Here is a 23,475-nt window from a genome sequence, read left to right as displayed (position 1 = left end):
AAAGAGGACAGGTACTCTCGAAGCCAGGCTCAATTCACCCACACACAAAGTTCAAGGGACAGGTATACGTACTAAAGAAGGAAGAGGGTGGAAGACACACACCATTCTTCAATGGATACAGACCACAGTTCTACCTAAGAACAACAGACGTAACAGGAGATCTACAGCTACCAGAAGGTACAGAGATGTGCATGCCTGGAGATAACGTAGTAATGGAGATCGAGCTGATTACACCAGTAGCTATTGAAGAGGGACTACGTTTTGCTATCAGAGAAGGTGGAAGAACAGTAGGATCCGGAGTAGTTACAGAGATTATTGAGTAATCATAGATTACGAGGTAATACCACCAGACAACTACTGACAGGGGCGCATGCGCCCCTGTTTTTATAGTGCTTTCTTAGTATACACGGCATACTAACTTGGATATTATTGATTTCTTTATACTGAATCACTACAATAAACATAGGCTAAATAGTAAGATGAATAGCTTAATAAAAACCGTATTCTGGTAGGTTATAGGAGCACAACAAACTTAGTAAAAATAATATCCCGACAAGTTAGCGGTAGTACAACGAGGTGAAATATGTCTATAGAAAAGATTTACGATTATTTTAGAAACTACGATAAAGAAACTTATCAGGTTTTCGCATGTGGAGATGACACGCCGTCAGAACAAGATATAGAGGCTTTTGAGAGCGAGTTCAATATAAAGCTACCGGAGGATTTTAAAGAGTTTACCATGTCTCCGCTTGGTGGTCTATACATGGAAGTGAGAGAAGAAATTTGGCCGATGGCACAGGAGTACGAGGTCGCACCATTTTGGGGATTTTGCCGCGGAATCATGGTTTACGGTATCTCAAGCGAAGTCCCAGAGTACCTAGACTTACGTGCAAATACAAGGGCTTTCCATGATAGTGGGCTATCTGACTGCATTCCGTTCTTCTCGGTAATAGGTGATGGTGAGCAGATATTCTGTTTCGATAGAGAAGGCAAGATAGTTGTTTTCGATGGTTATGAGATGCATGATGTTGAAGGTGATTTTGAGAGCTTCCTGCTCGGTCAAATTGATGAACTAGAAGAACGTAAGAATGAGAAGGTTGAGAAGCTGAAGAAAAGAGCTGGCAGATAAGAATTCAGGCATTGTAGCATCGGCAATAAGATGATACTAAAATTCAGCAGAAATCAGCGTTGAGAACACGTCATATATAATAGCGGACTAAATTTAAGAGCTAAATCATATGTAAAATAAAGGCGGGGGGATTGCAAAGGCACCCCCCATTCTTACTAATATTAAGGTGTTTGGCTAAGACTATCCTGCGAGATTTAATGAAGCAGGTTGCTGATTAATCCTCGGTATAGTAGTTGTGGTAGTACGTATAAGCTAGTCTATATCCGCCTCGTAGATCCGCTGGTTTAAGATCCAGTATTCTATCAAAAATCATCATGCAGTAGTCGATTACGTCATCTTCATCGCTGCCTTCGGATAACTCGATAGCCTTTTCAAGATTCTTTACAGCGGCATTTTTCTTCTCGTGATGAGTGTTGTCAGCTTTTTTAGACTTCAGAGCATAAGAGTAACCGTAACGGTAATACCACATCGCATTACGGTTAGCTTCTGGCACTAAGTCTAGAGTCTGAATAGCAAGATCCTCTTGGTCTACACTGTTGTAAGCGCTTGCCAGCCTGCCGAGAACCTTTTCGCTATATGAACTAGCTTCAGCCTGCTCAAGAAGTTCTATCATATCTCTAGTTCCCTTCATGTTAAGGATCTTATTTAGAGCGAGCACCTGCTTCTCTGCATCGAGCTGCTTAAACTCTTCGATATCAGTAATCACTCTGTCGGACTCAAGCTTGTATATGAACTCCTCAAAATTATTTGCCAATATCTCTTGGCTATAGTCATCTTCTTGATCAACTAATACAACCATAGGCTCTCCCTCTGGTCCGCATTCACTGTAATCGAGGAATACCATGTCATGTCCACCTGAAATGGTATCGGCAATTACAGGACCAAGCGCAGGATAGCCCCACTCCTTAAGCCAGAATTCAGTGCCTGAACCACCACAAACGGAATACTCCTTATCCTTGTCGATACCATAGATCCCAACTAGATTAATGCAAACATTGTCTGTTGTTACGACATTATTTACAGGAATACCTCCGTTCTGGTGCTTAATTAGCTGGATATAAGATTTAGGGAACTTATATCCAGTCTCTTTTTCTATATCCAATATCTCCTGGTCTGTAGGAGCCTTGCCTGTATAATCATCGGTATAGCCATCAGAATTGTCCCAAAATGATTTCCAGTCAAAGTTCTCAAAAGGTTTCATAATATCGTCTCCCAATAATTTCACTTGCTAATAATTTAGAATCTCATCTCTGGTCATACCCACCAGCTCATATATCCATAGCCCGAGAATATCCGAAATAATCCCGTCACATGTAAATTCTTCGTCCCCGTTTCCGAACTTGCAGGTAAATAACGGCTCTCTGGTTGCGGCTTTATAAAATCTCTTCGCGTATTCGGGGAGCATATCCGGATTATATTCAAGCGATAACTTCCTTGCAATTTCGCTCCTAATCTCGTCGAAATCATCACCTTTCTCATCATATGACTTCCGTGACTTATCGATATAACCGTTACAAAATGCAGTTAATAGCTCATCACTTTTGTAGATGTATTTACAGTTAAAATCCGAAATGCATCCGGCATGAATTAAGAATTGAAGTAAATCTTCCATGCTTTCAGCAACTCTTCCGACGCTCCCTTCGCTGCTAATATATCCGATGCTTCCGTCTTTAAGTCGCACGTACTCTCCGCCGCTTCCGTCAACTGCAAATGTTTCAAACGAAGACGAATATACTTCGCCATGTTCCGAATAATCAGTGTCTCTAGGCTTATCGCAGAAAAATAAATCACATTCTCGCATCAGAGCTTCATTTAAGCCTGCTGTTTTCAAAATCGTATCTGATAAACTAATCGTCATATATCTCCCTTAATAAATCGTGATAAGTGCATGTCCTCCGGCTTCGAGTACCTTCTTATAGAAGTCTCGAAGTCCTTCGATGTAATCAGTGATTTCTTCTATTAGCTCATCGACCAAGTCCTCATCACCTTTATCCCATATGTTTGGATACAGACCAGCATTTGCACAATCTTCCATATTGAAATCTTCAAGAGCCTTTTCATAATCGAAACCCTCGAGCGCCGAAATGATTTCAGGGACACGGTCATTTTTTACACATGCGATGAATTGGCTTAAATCTTCGAATAATTCCACGCCGATAACTGCCACGCTGAGGGGGTTATTACTAGACCTCTCATCGGTGCTCACTCCTGTTAGAACGAAGTGCATCACATCCCACATCTTATCAGTATCAAGGAAAATTTCAGCTTCTTCGTTTAAATCTTCAATAGTTTCAAAAACTTCTTCTTCATCATCGAGAGTTGCAAGGCGCAGAAGAACGTCGAGGTTCGCGTCATCAATATACTGGTAGTTAGCAATCAATCCCATTGGTATATCCTCCGTAAAAAGCAAATAACTGGTTTATAGCTCCACCTACGAGCTTTACAATACATTTATTATTTAATTGAATTGTACACCCCACGAGGAGAGTTTGGAATACAATCTTTGGAAATTATTGCAAAGAGGTGTATATTTAGTATTGAAATAATTTATATAAGAAACTGACTGCGGCGAGAGCCTAAGAAATAAAGAAAGGCAGCTACACGATATGGATAATAGAGAGGTAGAAAAGCTTGAGTTATACGATGATAGCGTATTCATCGCAGATGGTGTACAACTTAGTGGACTTGAGAATATAAAGCTCGGAAAGGATGTAAATATCTGGTACAATTCCGTACTTCGCTCAAGTGGCAAAGATATTGTAATCGGAGCCAGAACCAATATCCAGGATGGATCTGTTGTTCATATTGCGACAAACAGCGGCACATACATCGGAGCTGATGTGACAATAGGTCATATGTCACTTATTCACGGCTGTACGATAGGCGACTCAACACTTATTGGCATGGGTTCGATAATCATGGATGATGCCAAGATTGGATGTGAATGCATTGTAGGTGCTGGCTCGCTAGTCACTCAGGGCAAGGAATTCCCAGATGGAGTGCTTATAATGGGTCGTCCAGCTAAGGTGGTTAGAAAGCTTAGTCCTGAGGAAAGGGCAAACATCGCTGGTGAAGCAGCTTCGTATGTGGAGACAGCTCGCGAAGAGAAGAAAAGTATTCGTGGCTAGAGAAAGTTCGCGAATAGAAGAAAAACATTCGTGACTAGAGAAAGTTCGCGAATAGAAGAAAAATATTCGTGACTAGAGAAAGTTCGCAAATAGAAGAAAAATATTTGTGACTGGGAAAAGCCTGCGAATAGCTGAAAGGGTTTCGTTATTAGAGAGCATATAAAGAATCGCAGTAACTTCGCAACTAAGACAGCTCACATAAAAGTGAACCGCTTCAACCTTCTTTAAAAATTGGTTGAAAACTACACAGAATATCATCTGTTGATTGATGATAGATTTCAATTTGGCACACTTATTTAGACCATAGTCTAGATAAACACTGGATAAAATAATATTTTTGCTAATTCAATTACAAGTGAAAAAATGCTCCAAAATCGTACACCGATGTCATGAAAAACACATTTTTGTGTCATTCGGAACATTAAAAGTGCATTTCATTACATCAACGAACTTTATTTGACATACTTATGCTAGTATTTAGGCACAATAAGTGTGTTAAATATAAAAATTGCCAAAAGGCGCTTAGGATCTCTACCGTGCAGAGGTCCTTTTTATTTTTTGATTTCAGATTTTAATGCGTGTTTTAAAATCTGTATTAAAACTAATATTTCCAGACAGCTTTAAATCGTATTATAAAAACTCCCATAAAAGGGATAATCTCGCTACTAATAGTGCACTTCTTGCATTGTTGTCAGCTCCGCCTAAACCATATAATTTACATGAAAGTGAGGTGCGAGAGCACCGTATATAAATGGAAGGAGTTTTAGAATGGCAACTAACAATGAAAGAAGTGTAACTTACAAGATTTTGGATCACATGGGGGTACTTGCTACCTATAAGAACAATTGGAGCAAGGAACTTAACCTAATTCAGTGGAATGATAGAACACCGAAGTTTGATATTCGTGACTGGGATTCTGATCACGAGCACATGAGCAGGGGCATTACTTTGCATGAGGATGAGGCAAGGGAACTCTCTAGGCTTCTCGCTGATAGATTCGAGAATATGTCGGTCGCAGAAGATGAAAGCAATTAAAGCTGGATTTTGAGGTGAGCAATGAATATTAAACGTATTTGTAATTGCATCGTCTCGATGCTGTGTATAGTGATGTTGCTCGGAACATCACAGGTTTTTGCGCTAAGTTCAGGTAAAGCGCCTGATGGCAGCGTAAATATCATTCCGCCCGATACGGCCGCAAGACTTCAGCTCAAAGTAACTGGAAGTGGGGCGAAGCTTTCAGTTGTGAAGTCTGGAAGCTCAGGTAGTATTAACCTATCAAACGGAGAGCCCTTTGCTCGTAGTGCAAGGACGGGAGATGAGTATCAGGTTAACTACAAAGTGGATACGGGCATGAATCTCGAAGTGACATCTCTCGATGGTGGAAAAAATGCGAGCGTGTACGGAGATGTGGATATGAAGGGAGATTCTGCTTCTCGCTTTGCAAATAAAAGTAGCGAGGGCAAATTCACTATTAAGCTGACAGGAGGTCATGCGAATTTCACTATCAAAGTGGTGAATGCTAATGAAGTTATAAGCGGAGCAGATTCATCTAATAACGAGTCAGATGATAATGCGCGTAGTGCTGAATCGAATATTGTAATGGAAGGCAAGTTCGACAACGAAGCAGGCAGAAGAGGAAGTGTTCAAAATACTAATACTTTAGAGCGAATCCCAGAGTCCGCATCATATGACAATGTGAGTAGAAGGATGACCATGAGCGCAGGTGCCGCCATGCCTAGAAGCGCGTCATCAGTGAGAGCAATGGCAGTAAGTGCAGCAGCTGAGCCTACGAGAGGAACCGTAACATGGCATAAGCAATATAAGGATAACAACCGCAATCATGCTAGCATATTCAAGATAAATATCGGTGGAATTATCCACGACGCAGTATGTGCAGATGGTAAGAATTTTAAAACTGCAGAGGCGGGGCAGGCGGTGACACTTGCCAAACAGGCTTCAGACTCTCTGTTCTCAAAGTTTGCATACCTTGCTAGTACAGATAAGTGGCAGAAGAGCAACTATAGCGAGAAAGAATATTACTTTGCACTAGTATGTGCCGCTAGAAGAGTCAATGGCAGACCTGCATATGAAAGAGTTAACTCAAGGCCACTAATCAATCGAATGATGCAGGATGCAAAGGCCTACAAGGGTAAAATCCCTGAAAACTTTAAGTCATATCTAGCTTATCCAACGAATGGAACGCAGATGATGCTAACGTGGGGAATAAAGCCGTATGGAAAGATTGAAGTGGTAAAATCCATCGGAAATAATATCAAAATTGCTGGGGAGTGCAAAGGCACATATTCTCTAGCCGGTGCAGTGTACACGGTCTACGATGAAGCAGGAACTGCAGTCGGAAAACTGACGACAGACGAAAAGGGTAGAACTGGAACTTTGGAAGTAAAGCCTGGTAAATACACTATTAAGGAAACGACAGCACCTGTGGGCTATGAGCTAGACAAGACTGTTTATAAGGTGGAGAGCAAGGCTGAAACTACGAGCACAGTACAGTCGTATGATTCACCTGTGTTTGCGCCTGTTAAGATATTTCTGGAGAAAAAAGCTAGTGGTGACAGCTACATGAATCCTAGCGACATGGCTGGTGCTGAATTTGAGGTTAAATATTACGATACTATTGGACCGGTTGAAAATGCCAAGGCTGTGCGCACATGGAAGCTAAGAACGACTAAGGATGCTTCTGGTAAATACACTGCAGAGCTTAGAGATAAGAACCTCGTAAAGGGTAGCGATCCCCTATTTATTACAGAGCAGGGTGATGCCGTGTTGCCTAGAGGAACAGTGACTATTCGTGAGACGAAGGCGCCTGTAGGATACCTTCTAGATAAAACTGTGTATACCAAGAAAATCAATGGCGATGGTGCTGGAGCTGCGGTTTACTTCAACTCAGGAGTACCATCTTCACATGTCAACAACCCGGCTATCCCGAAAATCGGAACTAAGGCTATGGATGTTGCGACAGAGGATTCAATTGCGATGTACGGTCCGAAGACTAAAGTTAAGGATGTGGTAAGTTTCTCGAATTTATATGAAGGGGAAACATATACTCTCGAAGGTGTGCTGATGGATAAGAGTACAGGAAGGCCGATTGAACAGAATGGTAACAAGATTACTTCTCAAAAGGAGTTCACGGTTACCGCACAGAATTCGACGATTTCTGACAGCGTTGCAAGTGGAGAGGTGGGACTTGAGTTGACCTTTGATACTACTAAGCTAGCTGGAAAGAACACTGTTGTGTTTGAGACGTTAAAGTATAAAGGCAAAGAAATTGCGAATCATCGCGACATAAGCGATGACAACCAGACACTTCGCCATCCAGAGATTAAAACGCAGGCACATTCAGTTGAGTCTGGAACAAATACAGGTGCCCCTAGCAAGGAAGAGAAAATCATTGACAAGGTTAAGTACAAGAACCTTATCATTGGCAAAAAGTATAAGGTAACAGGAGTCCTCATGGACAAGGAGAAAAATAAACCTTTCCTTGATAAGGATAACAAAGAGATTACTGCTGAAAAAGAATTTACAGCTGAGAAGGCAGATGGAGAAATAGAACTCGAATTCAGATACGACTCGAGTCTCCGCCAGGATAAGGTGACCGTAGTGTTCGAAACACTAACTTATAGAAACGTTCCTGTCGCAGTGCATGCTGATATCAATGATTCTGCGCAGTCTATCTACTACCCAGCTATTGGAACCAAGATTACTGGTAAGGGAGGAGCGAAGGTAATTTCAAAGGCAAAGAATGTATCGCTGGTTGACACAGTCAAGTACGAGAATCTGATTTCGGGACGTAGCTATACTGTAAAAGGTGTTTTAATGGATAAGAAGACTGGCAAGCCTTACGAAGAAGACGGAAAAGCTGTTACAGGAAGTACCACTTTTAAAAGTGAAGGAAATGGCACAGCACCAGTATCATTCAAACTTAATACATCCAAGATTGCTGGCAAGGAGCTCGTAGCGTACGAAAAGGTGTATGACGAGAAAGGGCAGCTCGTTGCAACACATGAGGATATAAATAACCGAGATCAAACGATCAGGATTGCACAACCAACAATTCCTAGAACTGGTGATAGTTCATTACTATATATGTATCTTGGACTATTTCTAGCGTCGTTCATCACCTTAGCGTCGTTGACCGCTATAAAGAGGTGTGTTAGACTTTAACCCATCATTGTAAAGGACGGGTAACAGATGTGAAGATTGCTTTTCATACGCTTGGATGCAAAGTGAATCAATATGAGACAGAGGCTATGAAAGAAGAATTCATGTCACGCGGTGCTGAAATCGTAGGGGAAGATAAAGCTGCTGACGCCTATGTCATCAATACTTGCACTGTGACAAGCGTTGCTGATAGCAAGTCGCGAAAATATATAAGACGCATGAAGAAGCTAAGCCCTGATTCCATGATGGTGGTTACGGGCTGCTATGCCCAGACTGCCAGCGAAGAGCTTGAGGCCATGCCTGATGTTGATATAGTTATTGGAAACAACCTCAAATCTACTATCTGCGATGAGGTTATGAAGGCTATGGAGCTTAGGAAAGCTGGCAAAGAGACTGATATTGAGACTGAGATCAGAGTACTTCCGTTTAGCGAGCTTGTTGGCTATGAGGAGACTGGCATCGTAATCTCAAGTGAGTCACAGATGCAGAGGGCGTATATAAAGATTGAAGAGGGCTGTAACAGATTCTGTTCCTACTGCAAGATCCCTTATGCAAGGGGTGCGGTTAGAAGTAGAGGGATAGAGGAGATTATCATTGAGGCGAAAGCGCTTGTAGATAGAGGTTATAAGGAAATTGTACTGACCGGAATAAACACGGCTCTTTATGGCAGCGAAAAAGGTTTTGCGTTTGAGAGACGAGATGATGAAGAAGGACTTTCGGGAATTGAGGCTGTGCTGAAGAGGCTTGATGAATTAGAAGGAGATTTCAGAGTAAGATTGAGTTCGCTTGAACCTAACGTTGTAGACAAGGAGCATGTTGAACGAATCATCAAGTACAAGAGACTTTGTAGACACCTGCATCTATCCGTACAGAGTGGTAGTAACAATGTTCTGAAGGGTATGAAACGCAGATACACTAGGGATGAATACCTAGCAATTGTCGAGGCTATACGCAGCATGGATCCGCTGTATGGAATCACAACGGATATAATAGTTGGATTTCCTGGGGAGACGAAAGAAGATTTTGCGGACACTCTAGACGTCGTTAACAAAGCATCTTTCGGCAGGGTTCATGCATTCAAATTCTCGCCGAGACAGGGAACTGAGGCTGCAAAGTATAAGGAAACAGTGACGCCGGCAGACAAGACGACTCGTGTAAATGAGCTGATTAACAGAGCGGAATGCGTCGCACAGGAGTTCCAGAAACGCAACTTTGACGTAGTACACAGAGTGCTCGTGGAAACTTTTGAAGAAGATTACGCTACAGGATATACATCTAACTATATAAAGGTGTATATTAAGGATAAGGAGCGAAAGCTGAACTCAGGTGAATTCACGGAGGTTAGGCTCATCGCTAATTATAAGGAAGGCTGCTTAGCTGAAGTGGTCTAGAAAGGAGAAGTCATATGGAAGATTGCATTTTCTGCAAGCTTGCAAAAGGTGAAATACCTACGGATATGGTTTACGAGGATGACCTAATTTCGGTTTTCCGTGATGCTGCTCCAGAGGCACCTGTACATGTTCTAATGGTTCCTAAGAAGCACGTTGCATCTCTTAATGATTTAGAAGACGCAGACAGAGAGCTTATGGGTCACATGATGCTCAAGATTAAAGATATCGCAGTTCAGGAAGGTCTGGATAATGGTTTCAGAACTGTTATCAATACCGGAGAGGACGGACAGCAGACCGTACACCATCTGCACATCCATATTCTTGGACGCAGGAAGATGACTTGGCCACCAGGCTAAAGACAATAGAAAGGCAAATATAGAATGAGACAAAAATAGGCGGAAGGCAGATGCCTTCCGCTTATGCTGTTTTTAATATTTGTAATTTAAGTTTGTTTAATAATGGTAATTTCAGTTAAATGATAACAGACTCATAATTTAATTAAGAGTTTATTATCACAATATGTGTTTGGTGGTATTTCCTCCAGATTGAACTATAATTAGTTCAGTTCGTTAACCCAGAAACCGTGTAGATTGCAATACTCGTACGCAGCAACAATCTTTTCTTCATCCTGTACAGCGAATGTAGCAACTGGATCTCCGTTTGCTTTGAGAGGTTTTCTCTGGTATCCGAAATCGGTCTCGAGGATGATAAACTGTATGTGATGATCTTCTGTCATTGGGTGCAGAGTGCTTCCTACGGTAACCTTAACGAGGTTTCCATCACGTTCTACTACAGGAACGTGCTTCTCGGTAGCCAAATCAGCAGTCTTTGGCACGAGCTCTTCAATCTCTTCTCTGCAACATGCGAGAGTTCCGCCTCCATCAAATACCTTGCCTACAATGCTTCCGCAACGATTACATTTATATAGCTTCTTCATTTTGTTAATTCTCCTTTCAGAAATACTGAAAACCCAATAACTTACACATAAATTGTATCATATATTGACATGTGAAGTATGGATATAGGTATCAAATACATATAGAAACATAAAATATGTAGGTGCGCGGATATAGATGACCTGTGGAGCGAATGTGCACCTTAGACAATAAAAAATACGAAAAATAGTGTATTTTATATGTATTTTTGAGAAAACACGAAAAAAATCCTGGTTCATACAATAGCAATCAAGCAGGTGTAAAAAGGCAAAAAACCGTATAATTTATGCAAATAACATAAAAAAAGAGTCCTTTTTTGATGAAATAACAACAGCAAGGAAACGCGCGTAAACGTGTTAGAGCGAATCGACCTGTAACACTTGAAAACACTGTAGTCAGTTTTACAAAAAAGTACAAAAAAGTCTTGCAATGCAAAATCGTGCCATGTATAATTTAAAAGCTTGTTTAAGGCGATGAAGCAGGAAGTTGCTGAGCTATCAGGTAATTTCTGCCGAGAATTGTCCTCGCTAGACGAGGGCGAGGGGGTTCGCCATTTTTGATTTGTGTAAACATTTAGGAAACGCACGAAGGAGTGTAAGACCTAAAGCGGAGCAAGTAAAAACGGGCGAAGTCCTGTACAAGCATAGCGAAAACAGTACAAAACAAACAGGAGGAACTACTAATGAGCGAACTACAGAAAATCAGAATCAGACTGAAGGCTTATGACCATGCTTTATTGGATAAGTCGGCAGCAAAGATTGTTGAGACTGCTGAGAGAACAGGCGCTACTGTATCTGGCCCTATTCCACTTCCAACAGAGAAGGAAGTCGTAACAATCATCAGAGCTGTTCACAAATACAAGGACAGCAGAGAGCAGTTTGAGCAGAGAACACACAAGCGTCTTATCGACATCACTAACGCTTCGACTAAGACAACAGATGCTCTTGCTAAGCTCGACATGCCAGCAGGCATTGACATTGAAATCAAGCTCTAAGCTAGATTTTAGAAAGATCGCATGAGAGGGCAATCCGGCCAAACCAGGGCGATCCGCTGTAAGACACTAGGAGGAGAATTATGAAAACACTTTTAGGCAAGAAGATCGGCATGACACAGATCTTCAATGAGAACGGTGCTGTAGTACCAGTTACCGTAATCGAAGCCGGACCTGAGGTAGTAACGCAGGTTAAGACAGTAGAGACCGACGGCTACAACGCTGTACAGGTTGGCTACGAGGAGCAGAAGGCACACAGACTCAACAAGCCAGAGACTGGCCACTTTGAGAAGTGCGGCGTAACTCCTAAGAAGCACCTCGCTGAGTTCAGAATTGAAGATGGCGAAACTTACGAGGTAGGACAGGAAATCACAGTTGCTGATTTCGAAGAGGGAATGAAACTCGACGTTACCGGCGTTTCCAAGGGTAAGGGAACACAGGGTAACATCAAGAGACACGGACACCGCAGAGGACCTATGACTCACGGTTCCAAGCATAAGAGACTTGCAGGTGCTCTTGCTGCTGGTACATACCCATCAAGAGTCTTCAAGGGCAACAAAGCTCCGGGAAGAATGGGTAGAGACACAGTTACAGTACAGAACATCGTTCTCGTAAAGGTTATTGCTGACCGCAACCTACTTCTCGTTAAGGGTGCTGTTCCCGGAAAGAAGGGCGGACTCCTTAAGATTAAGGGAGCGGTAAAAGGACAGGATAAATAAGAGGCAGAAAGGAGGAATCACTAATGGCAAAAGTAAAGATGCTTAATATGGCCGGTGCTGAGGTTGGCGAGATCACATTGAACGACGAAATCTTTGGAATCGAACCAAACGAAATCGCAGTACAGACTGTAATCAAGAATTACTTGGCAAACCAGAGACAGGGAACCCAATCTGCCAAGACAAGAAGTGAAGTAAGAGGAGGCGGACGTAAGCCTTTCAGACAGAAGGGAACAGGCCGCCACAGACAGGGAAGTACAACAGATCCTACACAGGTAGGTGGTGGAATTGTTTTTGCACCAAAGCCAAGAGACTACAGATATGCAGTTCCTAAGAAGGTAAAGAGACTTGCTCTTAAGTCTGCACTTTCGGCTAAGGTTGCTGACAAGGAGATCATCGTACTCGACGAGCTAAAGTTCGCTGAGCCAAAGACTAAAGAGATGGTTAAGGTTCTCGAGAACATCAAGGCTGATAAGAAGGCCCTCATCGTAATGGATGAGAAGGACGAGAACGTTGTTAGATCTGCTTCTAACATTCAGGGTGTGAGAACTGCACTTGTAAGCACAATGAATGTATATGAGATCATCAATCATTACAGCCTCGTGCTCACTAAGGCAGCAGCTGAGAGAATTGAGGAGGTATATGCATAATGAAGAGCGGTTACGACGTAATACTTAAGCCTATCATCACCGAGCAGAGCATGGACATGTCGGCTGACAAGAAGTATGTTTTCAAGGTTGCTGATACAGCTAACAAGACCGAGGTTAGACAGGCTGTCGAAGAAATCTTCGGAGTTGATGTTGCTAAGGTTAATATCATGAACGTTAATGGAAAAGTTAAGAGAATGGGAAGAACAGTAGGAAGAACAGCTTCTTATAAGAAAGCAATCGTTACTCTAGCTGCAGACAGCAAAGAGATCGAAATCTTCCAGGGACTGTAAAATAGGAGGAGTAAATAATGGGAATTAAGAAGTATAATCCAACCACTCCTGGTCTGAGAGGCATGACTGTTTCGACTTTCGAGGAGATAACAGCAAGCAAGCCAGAAAAATCCCTTACAAAAACTCTGAAGAAGCATTCAGGAAGAAACGTAAGAGGTAAGATTACCGTTAGACATAGAGGTGGCGGATACAGACCTAAATACAGAATTATCGACTTTAAGAGAACTAAGGACGGTATTCCAGCAACAGTTAAGACTATCGAGTACGATCCAAACAGAACAGCAAACATTGCTCTTCTAGTGTACGCAGACGGAGAAAAGAGATACATCGTTGCTCCTAACAAGCTACACGTTGGAGACGTAGTTGTATCTGGCCCAGATTCGGATATCAAGGTAGGAAACGCACTACCAATCGCGAATATCCCAGTAGGTACAATCATTCACAACATCGAGCTAAAGCCTGGAAAGGGTGCTCAGCTAGTTAGATCAGCTGGCAACGGTGCTCAGCTTATGGCTAAGGAAGGCAACTATGCTCAGGTAAGACTACCATCCGGCGAAGTTAGAATGGTAAGAATCAACTGCAGAGCTACAATCGGAGAAGTTGGTAACATTGACCACGCCAACATCCAGATCGGTAAGGCTGGTAGAAAGAGACACATGGGATGGAGACCTACAGTAAGAGGTTCCGTAATGAACCCTAACGATCACCCACACGGCGGTGGTGAAGGTAGAGCGCCAGTTGGACGTAAGAGCCCAGTTACACCTTGGGGTAAGCCAACTCTTGGTTACAAGACACGTAACAAGCACAAGGATTCCAACAAGTACATCGTTAGAAGAAGAAATGCTAAATAAGAAAGGAGCATATAATGGGAAGATCGCTTAAAAAGGGCCCTTTTGTCGAAAAGAAACTCATCAAGAGAATCGAAGCGATGAACGAGTCTAATGAAAAAAGTGTAATCAAGACATGGTCGAGACCATCGACGATTTTTCCTCAGATGGTTGGACATACGATCGCTGTTCACGACGGTCGTAAGCATGTTCCTGTATACATCACAGAAGATATGGTAGGTCACAGACTTGGAGAGTTCGCTCCAACTAGAACTTACAAGGGTCACGCTGGTGACAAGGCGAAATAAAGAAAGGAGAAGCTGATATGGAAGCAAAAGCAATTGCTAAATATGTAAGAATGTCTCCTAGCAAACTAAAGCCTGTTACTGACCTAGTAAGAGGAAAAGATTTGAACGAGGCATTAACAATCCTCAAGTTCACACCTGGAAAGGGCGCAGAGCTTGTAGAGAAGGTTGTTCAGTCCGCAGCAGCAAATGCTGAAAACAACTTTGACATGAACCGTGACGAGCTATACATTGCTGAAGTTTATGCAAATCAGGGTCCTACAATGAAGAGATTCAGAGCAGGAGCTCAGGGTAGAGCATCCATGATCCTCAAGAGAACAAGCCACATTGGTGTAACTCTTAAGGAGAGAGAAGCAGTTAAGGCAGTAGAAACAGTAGAAGGAGGTCAGCCAGATGGGTCAGAAGGTTAATCCACATGGATTCAGAGTTGGAGTCAACAAGAATTGGAACTCAAAGTGGTTCGCCGACAAGAGCAACTTCGCTGATTTCCTAGTTGAAGACAACAAGGTTAGAAACTACGTTAAGAAGAAACTTTACGCTGCCGGCGTTGCAAGTGTCGTAATTGAGAGACCTGCAGCTGACAAGGTAAAGATAATCATCGCAACAGCTAGACCAGGAATGGTAATCGGAAGATCCGGAGATGGAATTGACGAGCTCAAGAAGAACCTCGTTAAGCTAACAGGTAAGACTGTAGATATTTCTATCGAAGAGGTTAGAAGAGCTGAGCTTGATGCACAGCTAACAGCTGAAAGCATTGCACAGGCACTCGAGAGAAGAGTTTCTTTCAGAAGAGCTATGAAGTCCGCAATCCAGAGAACAATGAAGTCTGGAGCTAAGGGCATCAAGGTTCTTGTTTCCGGAAGACTTGGTGGTGCCGAGATCGCTAGAAGCGAGAAGTATAGCGAAGGAAATGTTCCTCTACACACTCTCAGAGCTGATATCGGCTACGGATTCGCAGAGGCTGACACTACTTACGGAAAGATAGGTGTTAAGGTTTGGCTAAACCACGGAGAGATTCTAGACAAGGGTCTCAAAGAGGCTATTACAGAGCAGTCCAAGAACGATAGAAGAGATCGTAAGCAGAGAAGAAATGATAAGAGAGATAAGAAGAGAAGCTTCGGAAACAGAAGAAATGATAACCGCGAAAGCAGACCAGAGGTGAAGCCGGCAACTACAAGGGTTAGAAAGGCACCAAAGGCAACTGAGGCGGCTCCTGCTCCTGAAGTAGTTGAAACTGCACAGGGAACAGAAGAATAATCATAGAAAGGAGAGACTTGCCATGTTAATGCCAAAGCGCGTTAAACGCAGAAGAGTCCACAGAGGCAGAATGAAGGGTGTTGCAACAAAGGGTAACACCGTTACATATGGTCAGTTCGGTCTAGTTGCTGAAGAGCCAGCATGGATTGACTCAAAGCAGATCGAGGCTGCCAGAATCGCGATGACAAGATCCATCAAGAGAGGTGGAAAGGTTTACATCAAAATTTTCCCACATAAGCCAATCACAAAGAAACCAGCAGAAGTTAGAATGGGTTCCGGAAAGGGTTCACCTGAGTATTGGGTGGCAGTAGTTAAGCCGGGAAGAGTAATGTTCGAGCTTGAGGGCGTAACTGAAGCACAGGCTAAAGAAGCTTTGAGACTTGCTTCTCACAAGCTACCAGTAAGGTGCAAGTTCGTTGTCAAGAACCAGGAAGCAAAGGGTGGTGACGAATAATGGATCTGAATACAATAAGAAAAATGACTGATCAGGAGAGAACCGCCGAGCTCGCAAGAATGAAGCAGGAGCTATTCAATCTGAGATTCCAGCACGTTACCGGACAGCTCGACAATCCTGTGAAGATGAGAGAAATCAGAAGAGATATTGCCAGAGTTAAGACCATAATCAGGGAAATGGAAAAGCCTGAAGCTTAAAGGAAGGAGGATGTACAATGGAAAGAAATAGCAGAAAGACCAGAACTGGAGTAGTTGTAAGCGACAAGATGGATAAGACAATTGTTGTTGCTACAAAGGATTCAGTAAGACATTCTCTTTACGGTAAGGCTGTTAAGAGAACTAAGAAGTTCAAGGTTCACGACGAGAACAACGAGTGTGGCATCGGCGATAGAGTAAGAATTATGGAGACAAAGCCTCTTTCAAAGGATAAGAGATGGAGACTTGTCGAAATCGTTGAAAAAGCTAAATAGGGAGGCGACAAATCATGATACAGACAGAAACAAGATTGAGAGTTGCCGACAATTCCGGAGCGAAGGAGCTCCTTTGCATTCGTATCCTTGGTGGTACAGGCCGCAAGTATGCGAATATTGGAGACATCATTGTTTGCTCCGTTAAGGATGCTGCTCCAGGTGGAGTTGTTAAGAAAGGTGACGTTGTAAAGGCAGTAGTTGTTAGATCGAAGAGTGGTACTAGAAGAGATGACGGTAGCTACGTAAGATTTGACCAGAATGCTGCTGTAATTATCAAAGACAGAAGCGATAAGAACCCTGTAGGAACACGTATCTTCGGACCTGTTGCTAGGGAACTTAGAGATAACGGCTTTATGAAGATTGTGTCTTTGGCACCGGAAGTATTATAGGGGGTGTACAAATGCAGATTAGAAAAGGCGATACAGTAGTAGTTATCTCGGGCAAGGATAAGGGCAAGGTAGGAACAGTTCTAAGAGCTATTCCAAAGGCTAACAAGGTTGTTGTTGAGGGCGTTAACGTGCAGACTAAGCACGCAAAGGCTACAAGAACATCCACATCCGAGATTAAGCACGTAGAAGGTCCTATCGATGCATCAAATGTTATGTTTTACGAAAAGGAGAGCAAGCAGGGTGTAAGACTTGGAACTAAGATTGAGAACGGCAAGAAGGTTAGATACTCAAAGAAGACCAATGCCGTAGTAGACTAGGAAAGGAGGAGAGACAGTGGCAAATAGACTAAGAACAAAGTATGACGAGAGTGTTTTTGCAGCACTTAAGGAAAAGTTCAATTACTCCAATGCAATGGAAGTACCAAAGCTGGAGAAGATCACAATCAACATGGGTCTTGGCGAAGCTAAGGATAATTCAAAGATCCTCGAGAGCGCTGTAAAGGAACTTTCACTCATCTCCGGACAGAGACCAGTTGTTACAAAGGCTAGAAAGTCCATCGCTAACTTCAAAGTTAGACAGGGCATGCCGGTAGGAGCTAAGGTTACTCTAAGAGGCGACAGAATGTATGCATTTGCAGATAAGTTCTTCAATCTTTCTCTTCCTAGAGTTAGAGACTTTAAGGGTGTAAGCAAAAATTCATTCGATGGAAGAGGTAACTACTCCATGGGAATTAGAGAGCAGCTCATCTTCCCGGAAATCGTTTATGATGATGTAGAGACCATCAAGGGAATGAACATTGTATTCACTACAACAGCTAAGACAGATGAGGAAGCACAGGCACTACTTGAGCTCCTCGGAATGCCTTTTGAGAAGTAATTTAGGAGGGGAACATGGCTAAGACTTCACTGAAAGTTAAGCAGACCAGAAAGCCTAAGTATTCAACAAGGGCTTATACAAGATGCAAGATTTGTGGAAGACCACATTCGGTTCTGAAGAAGTATGGCATCTGCCGTATCTGCTTCAGAGAGCTTGCTTACAAGGGTGAAATCCCAGGCGTAAGAAAAGCAAGCTGGTAAGTTATTTTGCGCAGGCCTGTCACGCATAATGCGTGCAGGAACCACGTGGAGAAAGGAGAAACACTGTAATGGCAATGACAGATCCAATAGCAGATATGCTAACTAGAATTAGAAATGCCAACACAGCCGGACACGCTAAGGTAGAAATCCCAGCGTCCAAGATGAAGAAGTCTATCGCAGAAATCCTTAAGAACGAGGGATTCATCAAGGACTTCACAGTAGCTCAGGACAATGCACAGGGAACTATCACTGTAGAGCTAAAGTACGGCCCAAATAAGGAAAAGACAATCTACGGGATCAAGAAGATCTCGAAGCCAGGTCTCAGAGTTTACGCAAAGGCTGACCAGGTACCTAAGGTACTCGGCGGTCTAGGAATCGCAATCGTTTCAACATCAAAGGGTGTTATCAGCGATAAGGAAGCTCGCAAGCTCGGAGTTGGCGGCGAAGTTATTTGTTACGTTTGGTAGGAGGTATAAAATATGTCAAGAATAGGCGTTAGACCAATTACAATTCCTACAGGCGTTGAAGTAACGGTTGAGGAAAATAATGTAATTAAGGTAAAGGGTCCTAAGGGCGAGCTATGCCAGCCAATCGATGCGAATCTAACAGTTGAAATCGAAGAGAACGTTCTAACTGTTAAGAGACCAAACGATTCGAAGCAGAACAGGGCTCAGCACGGACTCGGAAGAACACTTATCAACAACATGGTTGAGGGTGTTTCCAAGGGTTACGAAATAAAGATGACAGTTAACGGTGTTGGATATACTGTTGCAAAGCAGGGCGATACACTCGTTATGAAGCTAGGTTTCTCGCACCCGGTAGAGATGAAGGATCCAGCAGGAATCACAACTGAGACTCCTGATGCAACTACAATCCTAGTCAAGGGCTGCGATAAGGCAGAGGTAGGAAACTATGCTGCTAATATCAGAGCTTGGAGAAAGCCTGAGCCATATAAGGGCAAGGGAATCATCTACGATGGAGAAGTTGTACATAAGAAGGAAGGAAAGAGCGGAGCTTCCGCATAGAGAAGGGAGGATTTGAGAAATGGCAAAAGCAAGCAGAAATGACAGAAGACTCAAGAGACATGCCAGAGTCAGAAAAGACGTTTTTGGAACTCCCGAGAAGCCAAGACTGTGCGTATTTAGATCGAACAGCAATATTTCAGCTCAGGTCATAGATGACGTTAATGGAACAACTCTTGTTTCCGCATCGTCTCTCGATAAGGAGCTTAAGGCAAACATTGCAAACGGTGGAAATAAAGACGCAGCTAAGCAGGTAGGCAAAGCGGTAGGCGAAAAAGCTGTAGCTAAGGGCATCAAAGAGGTTTGCTTCGATAGAGGCGGATACCTTTATCATGGCAGAGTTAAGGAACTCGCTGATGGTGCACGTGAAGCAGGATTAGAATTCTAAGGGAGGATACAGAATGCGCACGAGAATAGATGCATCTAAGCTTGAACTTACTGAAACCATCGTAAACATCAGACGTGTTTCGAAGACTGTAAAGGGCGGAAAGAACATGAAGTTCTCCGTTACTCTAGTAGTTGGAGATGGTGCAGGCCACGTAGGTATTGGCCTTGGAAAGGCTCAGGAAATTCCTGAAGCTGTAAGAAAAGCAACTGAAGATGCTAAGAAGAAACTAATATTCGTACCTATGGTAGGAACAACAGTTCCTCACCAGACTGTAGGAATTTTCGGAGCAGGCAAAGTTTTAATCATGCCTTCAGCAGAAGGTACTGGAGTTATCGCAGGTTCATCCGTACGTACAGTACTAGAAGCTTGCGGACTCAAGGACGTTAGAGCTAAGTCGCTTGGTTCAAGCAACACAGGAAACATGGCACTTGCAACTCTAGAGGGACTAAGAAGTCTCACAACTGTAGAAGAAGTTGCTAAGCGTCGTGGTAAGACACCTGAAGAAATTTTAGGATAGGAGGAAGACGCAAATGGCAAAGGCATTAAAGATTACTTTAGTTAAGAGTGTTATTGGCGCAACTCCTAAGCAGAAGAAGACAGTAGAAGCTCTTGGCCTCAAGAAGCTACATCATTCGGTTGAGCTAGCTGATTCGTCCGCAACACGCGGCGCAATTGCTAAGGTTTCTCATCTTCTAGATGTAGAAGAGCTATAGGAGGTGCAGGACAATGAGACTTCACGAATTAAAGGCAGCTGAGGGTGCAACCAAGGCTCGCAAGAGAAGAGGTCGCGGTCAGGGTACCGGTCTCGGAACTACTGGCGGCAGAGGTATGAATGGTCAGAACTCCAGAAGCGGCGGCGGTGTTCGTCTGGGCTTCGAGGGTGGTCAGATGCCACTATACAGAAGAATTCCTAAGAGAGGATTTAACAATCGTTTCGCTAAGGAATATGCAGAAGTTAATATTGCAGATCTAAACAGATTTGAAGATGGTACAGTCGTAGATTTCGACCTAATGCTTCAGTCAGGACTTGTTAAGCAGGTTAAGGATGGCGTTAAGGTTCTAGGAAACGGCGAACTAGAGAAGAAGCTAACTGTAAAGGCTGAGAAATTCAGCAAGAGCGCTGCTGAAAAGATTGAAAAAGCAGGCGGAAAGGCAGAGGTTATCTAATCATGGGACTTCTCAAGACACTCTCTAATGCGTGGCGTGTAAAAGAAATTCGTTCGAAGATTCTTTTTACACTCGTGATACTACTTGTTTTCAGAATAGGATCCAATATTCCAGTTCCAGGAATCAATAGAGATTATCTTGCTCAGATGTTTCAGGGTCAGACAGGGCTTCTCGACTTGTTTGATTTATTTTCCGGAGGAGCTTTCAGCAATTTCACAATATTTGCTTTGAGCATCACTCCATATGTAACCGCTTCTATTATCGTCCAGCTTCTTACAATAGCCTTCCCGTACTTTGAGAGACTCTCGAAGGAAGGAAACGAAGGCCGTAAGAAAATGGCGACAATTACGAGATATTTAACCATAGTGTTAGGATTGGTTCAGGCAACAGGTTTGACGATTGGTCTTTTCAGAAGAGCGATTGTTAACCAGAATGCCTTCTCAATGATCGTAATCATTACAGTCCTGACAGCAGGAACCGCGTTCCTAATGTGGCTAGGAGAACAGATTAACGAATACGGTGTCGGAAACGGCATCTCGATGATCATTTTCGGCGGCATTATCGCAAGAATTCCAACAGCAGTTAGAGGAATTCACACGCAGGTGAAAGAAGGAGCACTAAGTGTAGTTGCTGTTATTGCATTAGTAGTTGTGGCAGTACTAATTACTGTCGTTATCATACTGATGCAGCAGGGAACAAGAAAGATTCCAGTACAGTACGCAAAGCGTATGGTTGGAAGAAAGATGTACGGCGGCCAGTCAACCCATATTCCAATTAAGGTTAACCAGGCAGGAGTAATTCCGATTATCTTCTCGCTGTCTCTGCTTCAGTTCCCACTGACGATAACTTACTTCGTTCCACAGTCTTCATTTGCACAGTGGATGTCGAAGTACCTATCACCATCAGGGGATCCAGGAATTTGGATTTACGCAATATTAAATATCACACTGACACTGTTTTTCACATACTTCTATACGGCTATTACTTTTAAGCCAGAAGAAGTTGCAGATAATATGAGACAGAGCGGCGGTTTCGTTCCGGGAATTAGACCTGGTGCAGCAACTGAGGAATACTTATCCAGAATCATGTCGAGATTGTGCCTCGTAGGAGGAATATTCTTGGCGTGCGTAGCTACTATCCCAACTGTAATTAGTGAATTCACACCGTTAAAGCTTTCGTTCGGTGGAACATCACTCCTTATCGCAGTAGGTGTAGCTCTAGATACAGTGCAGCAGATTGAGAATCAAATGCTCAATAGAAATTATCAAGGATTTCTTAAATAATCGTTTAGGAAAGGATGGCACACAACATGTTAAGAACTGTTTTACTTGGTCCTCCTGGAGCCGGTAAAGGCACACAGGCGGCTAAGGTAATTGAAAAGTACAATGTTCCACATATCTCTACAGGAGATATATTCCGCGCTAACATCAAGGAAGGAACAGAGCTTGGTAAAAAGGCAAAGGGATATATGGATGAAGGAAAGTTAGTACCGGATGAATTAGTAGTTGATCTGGTTACAGACAGACTTCAGAAAGATGACTGCAAAGAGGGATTTCTCCTAGACGGATTCCCAAGAACTATCTTCCAGGCCGAACAGCTAGATAAATTCCTATCTGATAACGGTCAAAAGCTAGATATAGTTCTTAACTTCAAAGTTAGAAAGGACGTTCTCGTCGAGCGTATCGCAGGAAGACGCGTATGCAAATCCTGTGGTGCAAGCTACCATGTAATGAATGTTCCGCCTAAGAAGGAAGGAATTTGCGATACTTGCGGTGGAGAGCTAATCCAGCGTAAGGATGATAATCGCGAAACTGTAGAAAACAGAATTAACGTGTACGAGAACGAAACTGCTCCGCTCATCGGATACTATGAGCAGCAGAACGTGCTCGCCAACTTCGACGGAGAGAAGACTCACGATGAGGTTTTCGCAGATGTCGTAAAGGCAATAGAGGCAAATTAGTCATGATAATAATTAAGTCGAAAAGAGAAATTGATATCATGCGTGAAGCAGCTAAGGTTACAGGTGAAATCCTTCGAGATGTCGAAGGATTCATCAAACCTGGCGTGACTACACACGCAATCGATAATTTTGTAGAGGAGAGAATTCTCCACTATAAGATGAAGCCAACCTTTAAGGGATATGGCGGATTTCCTGGTGCGGCTTGCGTATCTGTTAATGACGAGGTAGTACATGGAATCCCCTCCAGAGATAGAGTGCTCAAGGAAGGCGATATTGTAAGCGTTGATACAGGTTCAACATACAAGGGCTATTGTAGCGATGCAGCCAGAACATATGCTGTAGGCGAAATCAGTGACGAGGCTCGTAAACTGATTGAAGTAACAAAGCAGAGCTTTTTTGAAGGCATAAAGTATGCGATGGTAGGTTATAGACTACACGACATAGGACACGCTATTCAGGAATATGCTGAGTCCAACGGATTCGGTGTCATTAGAGAGTATTTAGGACACGGGATCGGACGCGATCTTCACGAAGATCCACAGGTTCCTAATTATGGGGATGCTCACACTGGACCACACCTCAAGGAGGGAATGGTTCTGGCAATTGAGCCGATGATTACACAGGGTTCCTACGGAACCAGAGTTCTAGGTAATGACTGGACAGTCGTTACAGACGATGGACTACTGGCGGCTCACTATGAGAATACCGTAGTAATCACAGACGGAGAGCCTGAGCTGCTCACGTTGATATAA

Annotated in this window: 35 protein-coding genes; 31 read left to right on the top strand and 4 right to left on the bottom strand. The window is 43.1% G+C overall.

Translation table 11 applies throughout. The features are described 5' to 3' along the window. A partial coding sequence (locus AXF17_RS09260; protein WP_456299087.1) for an EF-Tu C-terminal domain-related protein occupies positions 1-323 on the top strand: 323 nt, incomplete at its 5' end. Between the two features lie 260 nt (positions 324-583). Then, positions 584-1,129, top strand: a complete 546-nt coding sequence (locus tag AXF17_RS00905) for an SMI1/KNR4 family protein (RefSeq protein ID WP_094233391.1) — start codon at positions 584-586, stop codon at positions 1,127-1,129. Between the two features lie 214 nt (positions 1,130-1,343). On the opposite strand, the gene AXF17_RS00900 is transcribed toward AXF17_RS00905, so the two are convergent. The 3 genes from AXF17_RS00900 to AXF17_RS00890 are packed head-to-tail and all read right to left on the bottom strand — an operon-like array spanning position 1,344 to position 3,515. After that, a complete protein-coding gene (locus AXF17_RS00900) occupies positions 1,344-2,330 on the bottom strand; it encodes an SMI1/KNR4 family protein (RefSeq protein ID WP_094233390.1) in 987 nt (328 codons plus the stop codon). Between the two features lie 27 nt (positions 2,331-2,357). Then, positions 2,358-2,987, bottom strand: a complete 630-nt coding sequence (locus AXF17_RS00895; RefSeq protein ID WP_094233389.1) for a hypothetical protein — start codon at positions 2,985-2,987, stop codon at positions 2,358-2,360. Between the two features lie 9 nt (positions 2,988-2,996). Next, a complete protein-coding gene (locus AXF17_RS00890; protein WP_094233388.1) occupies positions 2,997-3,515 on the bottom strand; it encodes a YfbM family protein in 519 nt (172 codons plus the stop codon). A 220-nt stretch (positions 3,516-3,735) separates the two neighbouring features. Here AXF17_RS00890 and AXF17_RS00885 point away from each other — a divergent pair, with 220 nt between their 5' ends. The 5 genes from AXF17_RS00885 to AXF17_RS00865 all read left to right on the top strand — a co-directional run bounded on the left by AXF17_RS00885 (position 3,736) and on the right by AXF17_RS00865 (position 10,183). Further along, positions 3,736-4,257 (top strand): gamma carbonic anhydrase family protein, encoded by a 522-nt coding sequence (locus AXF17_RS00885; RefSeq protein WP_094233387.1) that lies wholly within the window; start codon positions 3,736-3,738, stop codon positions 4,255-4,257. Positions 4,258-5,025: 768 nt separating this feature from the next. Beyond that, positions 5,026-5,292 (top strand): YdbC family protein, encoded by a 267-nt coding sequence (locus tag AXF17_RS00880; protein WP_094233386.1) that lies wholly within the window; start codon positions 5,026-5,028, stop codon positions 5,290-5,292. A gap of 21 nt (positions 5,293-5,313) precedes the next feature. Continuing rightward, a complete protein-coding gene (locus AXF17_RS00875; protein WP_094233385.1) occupies positions 5,314-8,439 on the top strand; it encodes a VaFE repeat-containing surface-anchored protein in 3,126 nt (1,041 codons plus the stop codon). A 29-nt stretch (positions 8,440-8,468) separates the two neighbouring features. After that, positions 8,469-9,827 (top strand): tRNA (N(6)-L-threonylcarbamoyladenosine(37)-C(2))-methylthiotransferase MtaB, encoded by a 1,359-nt coding sequence (gene mtaB / locus AXF17_RS00870; RefSeq protein ID WP_094233384.1) that lies wholly within the window; start codon positions 8,469-8,471, stop codon positions 9,825-9,827. 14 nt (positions 9,828-9,841) lie between these two features. Then, positions 9,842-10,183 carry a histidine triad nucleotide-binding protein gene (locus AXF17_RS00865; protein ID WP_094233383.1) on the top strand — a complete coding sequence of 114 codons (342 nt, stop codon included), beginning with the start codon at positions 9,842-9,844 and terminating at the stop codon, positions 10,181-10,183. 200 nt (positions 10,184-10,383) lie between these two features. Here AXF17_RS00865 and AXF17_RS00860 read toward each other — a convergent pair whose 3' ends face one another. Further along, positions 10,384-10,764, bottom strand: a complete 381-nt coding sequence (locus AXF17_RS00860) for a desulfoferrodoxin family protein (RefSeq protein ID WP_094233382.1) — start codon at positions 10,762-10,764, stop codon at positions 10,384-10,386. Positions 10,765-11,444: 680 nt separating this feature from the next. Here AXF17_RS00860 and rpsJ point away from each other — a divergent pair. From rpsJ to map, 24 genes are all read left to right on the top strand, one after another. Next, on the top strand, positions 11,445-11,756 hold the full coding sequence (rpsJ, locus tag AXF17_RS00855; RefSeq protein WP_009644436.1) for a 30S ribosomal protein S10: 312 nt from the start codon (positions 11,445-11,447) through the stop codon (positions 11,754-11,756). 80 nt (positions 11,757-11,836) lie between these two features. Continuing rightward, complete coding sequence (gene rplC / locus AXF17_RS00850) at positions 11,837-12,472, top strand: 50S ribosomal protein L3 (RefSeq protein ID WP_094233381.1); 636 nt, start codon at positions 11,837-11,839, stop codon at positions 12,470-12,472. Between the two features lie 23 nt (positions 12,473-12,495). Further along, entirely contained in the window at positions 12,496-13,119 is a 624-nt protein-coding gene (gene rplD, locus AXF17_RS00845; RefSeq protein WP_094233380.1) for a 50S ribosomal protein L4, read from the top strand. Continuing rightward, entirely contained in the window at positions 13,119-13,409 is a 291-nt protein-coding gene (gene rplW / locus AXF17_RS00840) for a 50S ribosomal protein L23 (protein WP_094233379.1), read from the top strand. The genes rplD and rplW overlap by 1 nt, the downstream gene beginning before the upstream one ends. A gap of 17 nt (positions 13,410-13,426) precedes the next feature. Beyond that, positions 13,427-14,260, top strand: a complete 834-nt coding sequence (rplB, locus tag AXF17_RS00835; RefSeq protein ID WP_094233378.1) for a 50S ribosomal protein L2 — start codon at positions 13,427-13,429, stop codon at positions 14,258-14,260. Positions 14,261-14,274: 14 nt separating this feature from the next. Then, entirely contained in the window at positions 14,275-14,544 is a 270-nt protein-coding gene (rpsS, locus tag AXF17_RS00830; protein ID WP_094233377.1) for a 30S ribosomal protein S19, read from the top strand. 17 nt (positions 14,545-14,561) lie between these two features. Further along, positions 14,562-14,951: a 50S ribosomal protein L22 gene (gene rplV / locus AXF17_RS00825; protein WP_094233376.1), complete on the top strand. Its 390-nt coding sequence runs from the start codon at positions 14,562-14,564 to the stop codon at positions 14,949-14,951. Continuing rightward, positions 14,935-15,798, top strand: a complete 864-nt coding sequence (gene rpsC, locus AXF17_RS00820) for a 30S ribosomal protein S3 (RefSeq protein WP_094233375.1) — start codon at positions 14,935-14,937, stop codon at positions 15,796-15,798. The genes rplV and rpsC overlap by 17 nt, the downstream gene beginning before the upstream one ends. Positions 15,799-15,820: 22 nt before the next feature. Further along, positions 15,821-16,252 carry a 50S ribosomal protein L16 gene (gene rplP, locus AXF17_RS00815; RefSeq protein WP_094233374.1) on the top strand — a complete coding sequence of 144 codons (432 nt, stop codon included), beginning with the start codon at positions 15,821-15,823 and terminating at the stop codon, positions 16,250-16,252. Then, positions 16,252-16,449: a 50S ribosomal protein L29 gene (gene rpmC / locus AXF17_RS00810; RefSeq protein WP_094233373.1), complete on the top strand. Its 198-nt coding sequence runs from the start codon at positions 16,252-16,254 to the stop codon at positions 16,447-16,449. The genes rplP and rpmC overlap by 1 nt, the downstream gene beginning before the upstream one ends. Before the next feature lie 17 nt (positions 16,450-16,466). Beyond that, positions 16,467-16,721, top strand: a complete 255-nt coding sequence (rpsQ, locus tag AXF17_RS00805; RefSeq protein ID WP_094233372.1) for a 30S ribosomal protein S17 — start codon at positions 16,467-16,469, stop codon at positions 16,719-16,721. Between the two features lie 14 nt (positions 16,722-16,735). Further along, positions 16,736-17,110, top strand: coding sequence for a 50S ribosomal protein L14 (rplN, locus tag AXF17_RS00800; RefSeq protein WP_094233371.1), 375 nt, complete (start codon positions 16,736-16,738; stop codon positions 17,108-17,110). Between the two features lie 11 nt (positions 17,111-17,121). Further along, on the top strand, positions 17,122-17,427 hold the full coding sequence (rplX, locus tag AXF17_RS00795) for a 50S ribosomal protein L24 (RefSeq protein WP_094233370.1): 306 nt from the start codon (positions 17,122-17,124) through the stop codon (positions 17,425-17,427). A gap of 16 nt (positions 17,428-17,443) precedes the next feature. Further along, positions 17,444-17,986 (top strand): 50S ribosomal protein L5, encoded by a 543-nt coding sequence (gene rplE / locus AXF17_RS00790; RefSeq protein ID WP_094233369.1) that lies wholly within the window; start codon positions 17,444-17,446, stop codon positions 17,984-17,986. A 14-nt stretch (positions 17,987-18,000) separates the two neighbouring features. Then, positions 18,001-18,186 carry a type Z 30S ribosomal protein S14 gene (locus AXF17_RS00785; protein WP_094233368.1) on the top strand — a complete coding sequence of 62 codons (186 nt, stop codon included), beginning with the start codon at positions 18,001-18,003 and terminating at the stop codon, positions 18,184-18,186. A 68-nt stretch (positions 18,187-18,254) separates the two neighbouring features. Then, positions 18,255-18,653 carry a 30S ribosomal protein S8 gene (gene rpsH / locus AXF17_RS00780; protein ID WP_094233367.1) on the top strand — a complete coding sequence of 133 codons (399 nt, stop codon included), beginning with the start codon at positions 18,255-18,257 and terminating at the stop codon, positions 18,651-18,653. Positions 18,654-18,665: 12 nt separating this feature from the next. After that, the gene (rplF, locus tag AXF17_RS00775; protein WP_094233366.1) at positions 18,666-19,211 is read left to right on the top strand and encodes a 50S ribosomal protein L6; all 546 of its coding nucleotides are present in this window, start codon (positions 18,666-18,668) and stop codon (positions 19,209-19,211) included. Positions 19,212-19,230: 19 nt separating this feature from the next. Further along, positions 19,231-19,596, top strand: a complete 366-nt coding sequence (gene rplR / locus AXF17_RS00770; protein WP_094233365.1) for a 50S ribosomal protein L18 — start codon at positions 19,231-19,233, stop codon at positions 19,594-19,596. Between the two features lie 13 nt (positions 19,597-19,609). Then, positions 19,610-20,113: a 30S ribosomal protein S5 gene (gene rpsE / locus AXF17_RS00765; protein WP_094233364.1), complete on the top strand. Its 504-nt coding sequence runs from the start codon at positions 19,610-19,612 to the stop codon at positions 20,111-20,113. A 13-nt stretch (positions 20,114-20,126) separates the two neighbouring features. Then, positions 20,127-20,309 carry a 50S ribosomal protein L30 gene (gene rpmD / locus AXF17_RS00760; RefSeq protein WP_094233363.1) on the top strand — a complete coding sequence of 61 codons (183 nt, stop codon included), beginning with the start codon at positions 20,127-20,129 and terminating at the stop codon, positions 20,307-20,309. 13 nt (positions 20,310-20,322) lie between these two features. Continuing rightward, positions 20,323-20,763, top strand: a complete 441-nt coding sequence (gene rplO, locus AXF17_RS00755; RefSeq protein WP_094233362.1) for a 50S ribosomal protein L15 — start codon at positions 20,323-20,325, stop codon at positions 20,761-20,763. A 2-nt stretch (positions 20,764-20,765) separates the two neighbouring features. Then, on the top strand, positions 20,766-22,046 hold the full coding sequence (secY, locus tag AXF17_RS00750; RefSeq protein WP_094233361.1) for a preprotein translocase subunit SecY: 1,281 nt from the start codon (positions 20,766-20,768) through the stop codon (positions 22,044-22,046). A 26-nt stretch (positions 22,047-22,072) separates the two neighbouring features. Continuing rightward, complete coding sequence (locus tag AXF17_RS00745) at positions 22,073-22,723, top strand: adenylate kinase (RefSeq protein ID WP_237049050.1); 651 nt, start codon at positions 22,073-22,075, stop codon at positions 22,721-22,723. Positions 22,724-22,725: 2 nt separating this feature from the next. After that, complete coding sequence (map, locus tag AXF17_RS00740; RefSeq protein WP_094233359.1) at positions 22,726-23,475, top strand: type I methionyl aminopeptidase; 750 nt, start codon at positions 22,726-22,728, stop codon at positions 23,473-23,475.

This window comes from Mogibacterium pumilum (genome assembly GCF_002243385.1).
Classification (GTDB): Bacteria; Bacillota; Clostridia; order Peptostreptococcales; family Anaerovoracaceae; genus Mogibacterium; species Mogibacterium pumilum.
The sequence above is the reverse complement of the archived record's forward strand: the minus strand, read 5'-3'. Positions and strand labels throughout refer to the sequence as shown.

Bases quoted from the DNA above. Each gene is read 5' to 3' on its own strand.
- AXF17_RS00905 (WP_094233391.1), top strand. From the start codon at position 584: ATGTCTATAGAAAAGATTTACGATTATTTTAGAAACTACGATAAAGAA.
- AXF17_RS00900 (WP_094233390.1), bottom strand. From the start codon at position 2,330: ATGAAACCTTTTGAGAACTTTGACTGGAAATCATTTTGGGACAATTCT.
- AXF17_RS00895 (WP_094233389.1), bottom strand. From the start codon at position 2,987: ATGACGATTAGTTTATCAGATACGATTTTGAAAACAGCAGGCTTAAAT.
- AXF17_RS00890 (WP_094233388.1), bottom strand. From the start codon at position 3,515: ATGGGATTGATTGCTAACTACCAGTATATTGATGACGCGAACCTCGAC.
- AXF17_RS00885 (WP_094233387.1), top strand. From the start codon at position 3,736: ATGGATAATAGAGAGGTAGAAAAGCTTGAGTTATACGATGATAGCGTA.
- AXF17_RS00880 (WP_094233386.1), top strand. From the start codon at position 5,026: ATGGCAACTAACAATGAAAGAAGTGTAACTTACAAGATTTTGGATCAC.
- AXF17_RS00875 (WP_094233385.1), top strand. From the start codon at position 5,314: ATGAATATTAAACGTATTTGTAATTGCATCGTCTCGATGCTGTGTATA.
- AXF17_RS00865 (WP_094233383.1), top strand. From the start codon at position 9,842: ATGGAAGATTGCATTTTCTGCAAGCTTGCAAAAGGTGAAATACCTACG.
- AXF17_RS00860 (WP_094233382.1), bottom strand. From the start codon at position 10,764: ATGAAGAAGCTATATAAATGTAATCGTTGCGGAAGCATTGTAGGCAAG.
- rpsJ (WP_009644436.1), top strand. From the start codon at position 11,445: ATGAGCGAACTACAGAAAATCAGAATCAGACTGAAGGCTTATGACCAT.
- rplC (WP_094233381.1), top strand. From the start codon at position 11,837: ATGAAAACACTTTTAGGCAAGAAGATCGGCATGACACAGATCTTCAAT.
- rplD (WP_094233380.1), top strand. From the start codon at position 12,496: ATGGCAAAAGTAAAGATGCTTAATATGGCCGGTGCTGAGGTTGGCGAG.
- rplW (WP_094233379.1), top strand. From the start codon at position 13,119: ATGAAGAGCGGTTACGACGTAATACTTAAGCCTATCATCACCGAGCAG.
- rplB (WP_094233378.1), top strand. From the start codon at position 13,427: ATGGGAATTAAGAAGTATAATCCAACCACTCCTGGTCTGAGAGGCATG.
- rpsS (WP_094233377.1), top strand. From the start codon at position 14,275: ATGGGAAGATCGCTTAAAAAGGGCCCTTTTGTCGAAAAGAAACTCATC.
- rplV (WP_094233376.1), top strand. From the start codon at position 14,562: ATGGAAGCAAAAGCAATTGCTAAATATGTAAGAATGTCTCCTAGCAAA.
- rpsC (WP_094233375.1), top strand. From the start codon at position 14,935: ATGGGTCAGAAGGTTAATCCACATGGATTCAGAGTTGGAGTCAACAAG.
- rplP (WP_094233374.1), top strand. From the start codon at position 15,821: ATGTTAATGCCAAAGCGCGTTAAACGCAGAAGAGTCCACAGAGGCAGA.
- rpmC (WP_094233373.1), top strand. From the start codon at position 16,252: ATGGATCTGAATACAATAAGAAAAATGACTGATCAGGAGAGAACCGCC.
- rpsQ (WP_094233372.1), top strand. From the start codon at position 16,467: ATGGAAAGAAATAGCAGAAAGACCAGAACTGGAGTAGTTGTAAGCGAC.
- rplN (WP_094233371.1), top strand. From the start codon at position 16,736: ATGATACAGACAGAAACAAGATTGAGAGTTGCCGACAATTCCGGAGCG.
- rplX (WP_094233370.1), top strand. From the start codon at position 17,122: ATGCAGATTAGAAAAGGCGATACAGTAGTAGTTATCTCGGGCAAGGAT.
- AXF17_RS00785 (WP_094233368.1), top strand. From the start codon at position 18,001: ATGGCTAAGACTTCACTGAAAGTTAAGCAGACCAGAAAGCCTAAGTAT.
- rpsH (WP_094233367.1), top strand. From the start codon at position 18,255: ATGGCAATGACAGATCCAATAGCAGATATGCTAACTAGAATTAGAAAT.
- rplF (WP_094233366.1), top strand. From the start codon at position 18,666: ATGTCAAGAATAGGCGTTAGACCAATTACAATTCCTACAGGCGTTGAA.
- rplR (WP_094233365.1), top strand. From the start codon at position 19,231: ATGGCAAAAGCAAGCAGAAATGACAGAAGACTCAAGAGACATGCCAGA.
- rpsE (WP_094233364.1), top strand. From the start codon at position 19,610: ATGCGCACGAGAATAGATGCATCTAAGCTTGAACTTACTGAAACCATC.
- rpmD (WP_094233363.1), top strand. From the start codon at position 20,127: ATGGCAAAGGCATTAAAGATTACTTTAGTTAAGAGTGTTATTGGCGCA.
- rplO (WP_094233362.1), top strand. From the start codon at position 20,323: ATGAGACTTCACGAATTAAAGGCAGCTGAGGGTGCAACCAAGGCTCGC.
- secY (WP_094233361.1), top strand. From the start codon at position 20,766: ATGGGACTTCTCAAGACACTCTCTAATGCGTGGCGTGTAAAAGAAATT.
- AXF17_RS00745 (WP_237049050.1), top strand. From the start codon at position 22,073: ATGTTAAGAACTGTTTTACTTGGTCCTCCTGGAGCCGGTAAAGGCACA.
- map (WP_094233359.1), top strand. From the start codon at position 22,726: ATGATAATAATTAAGTCGAAAAGAGAAATTGATATCATGCGTGAAGCA.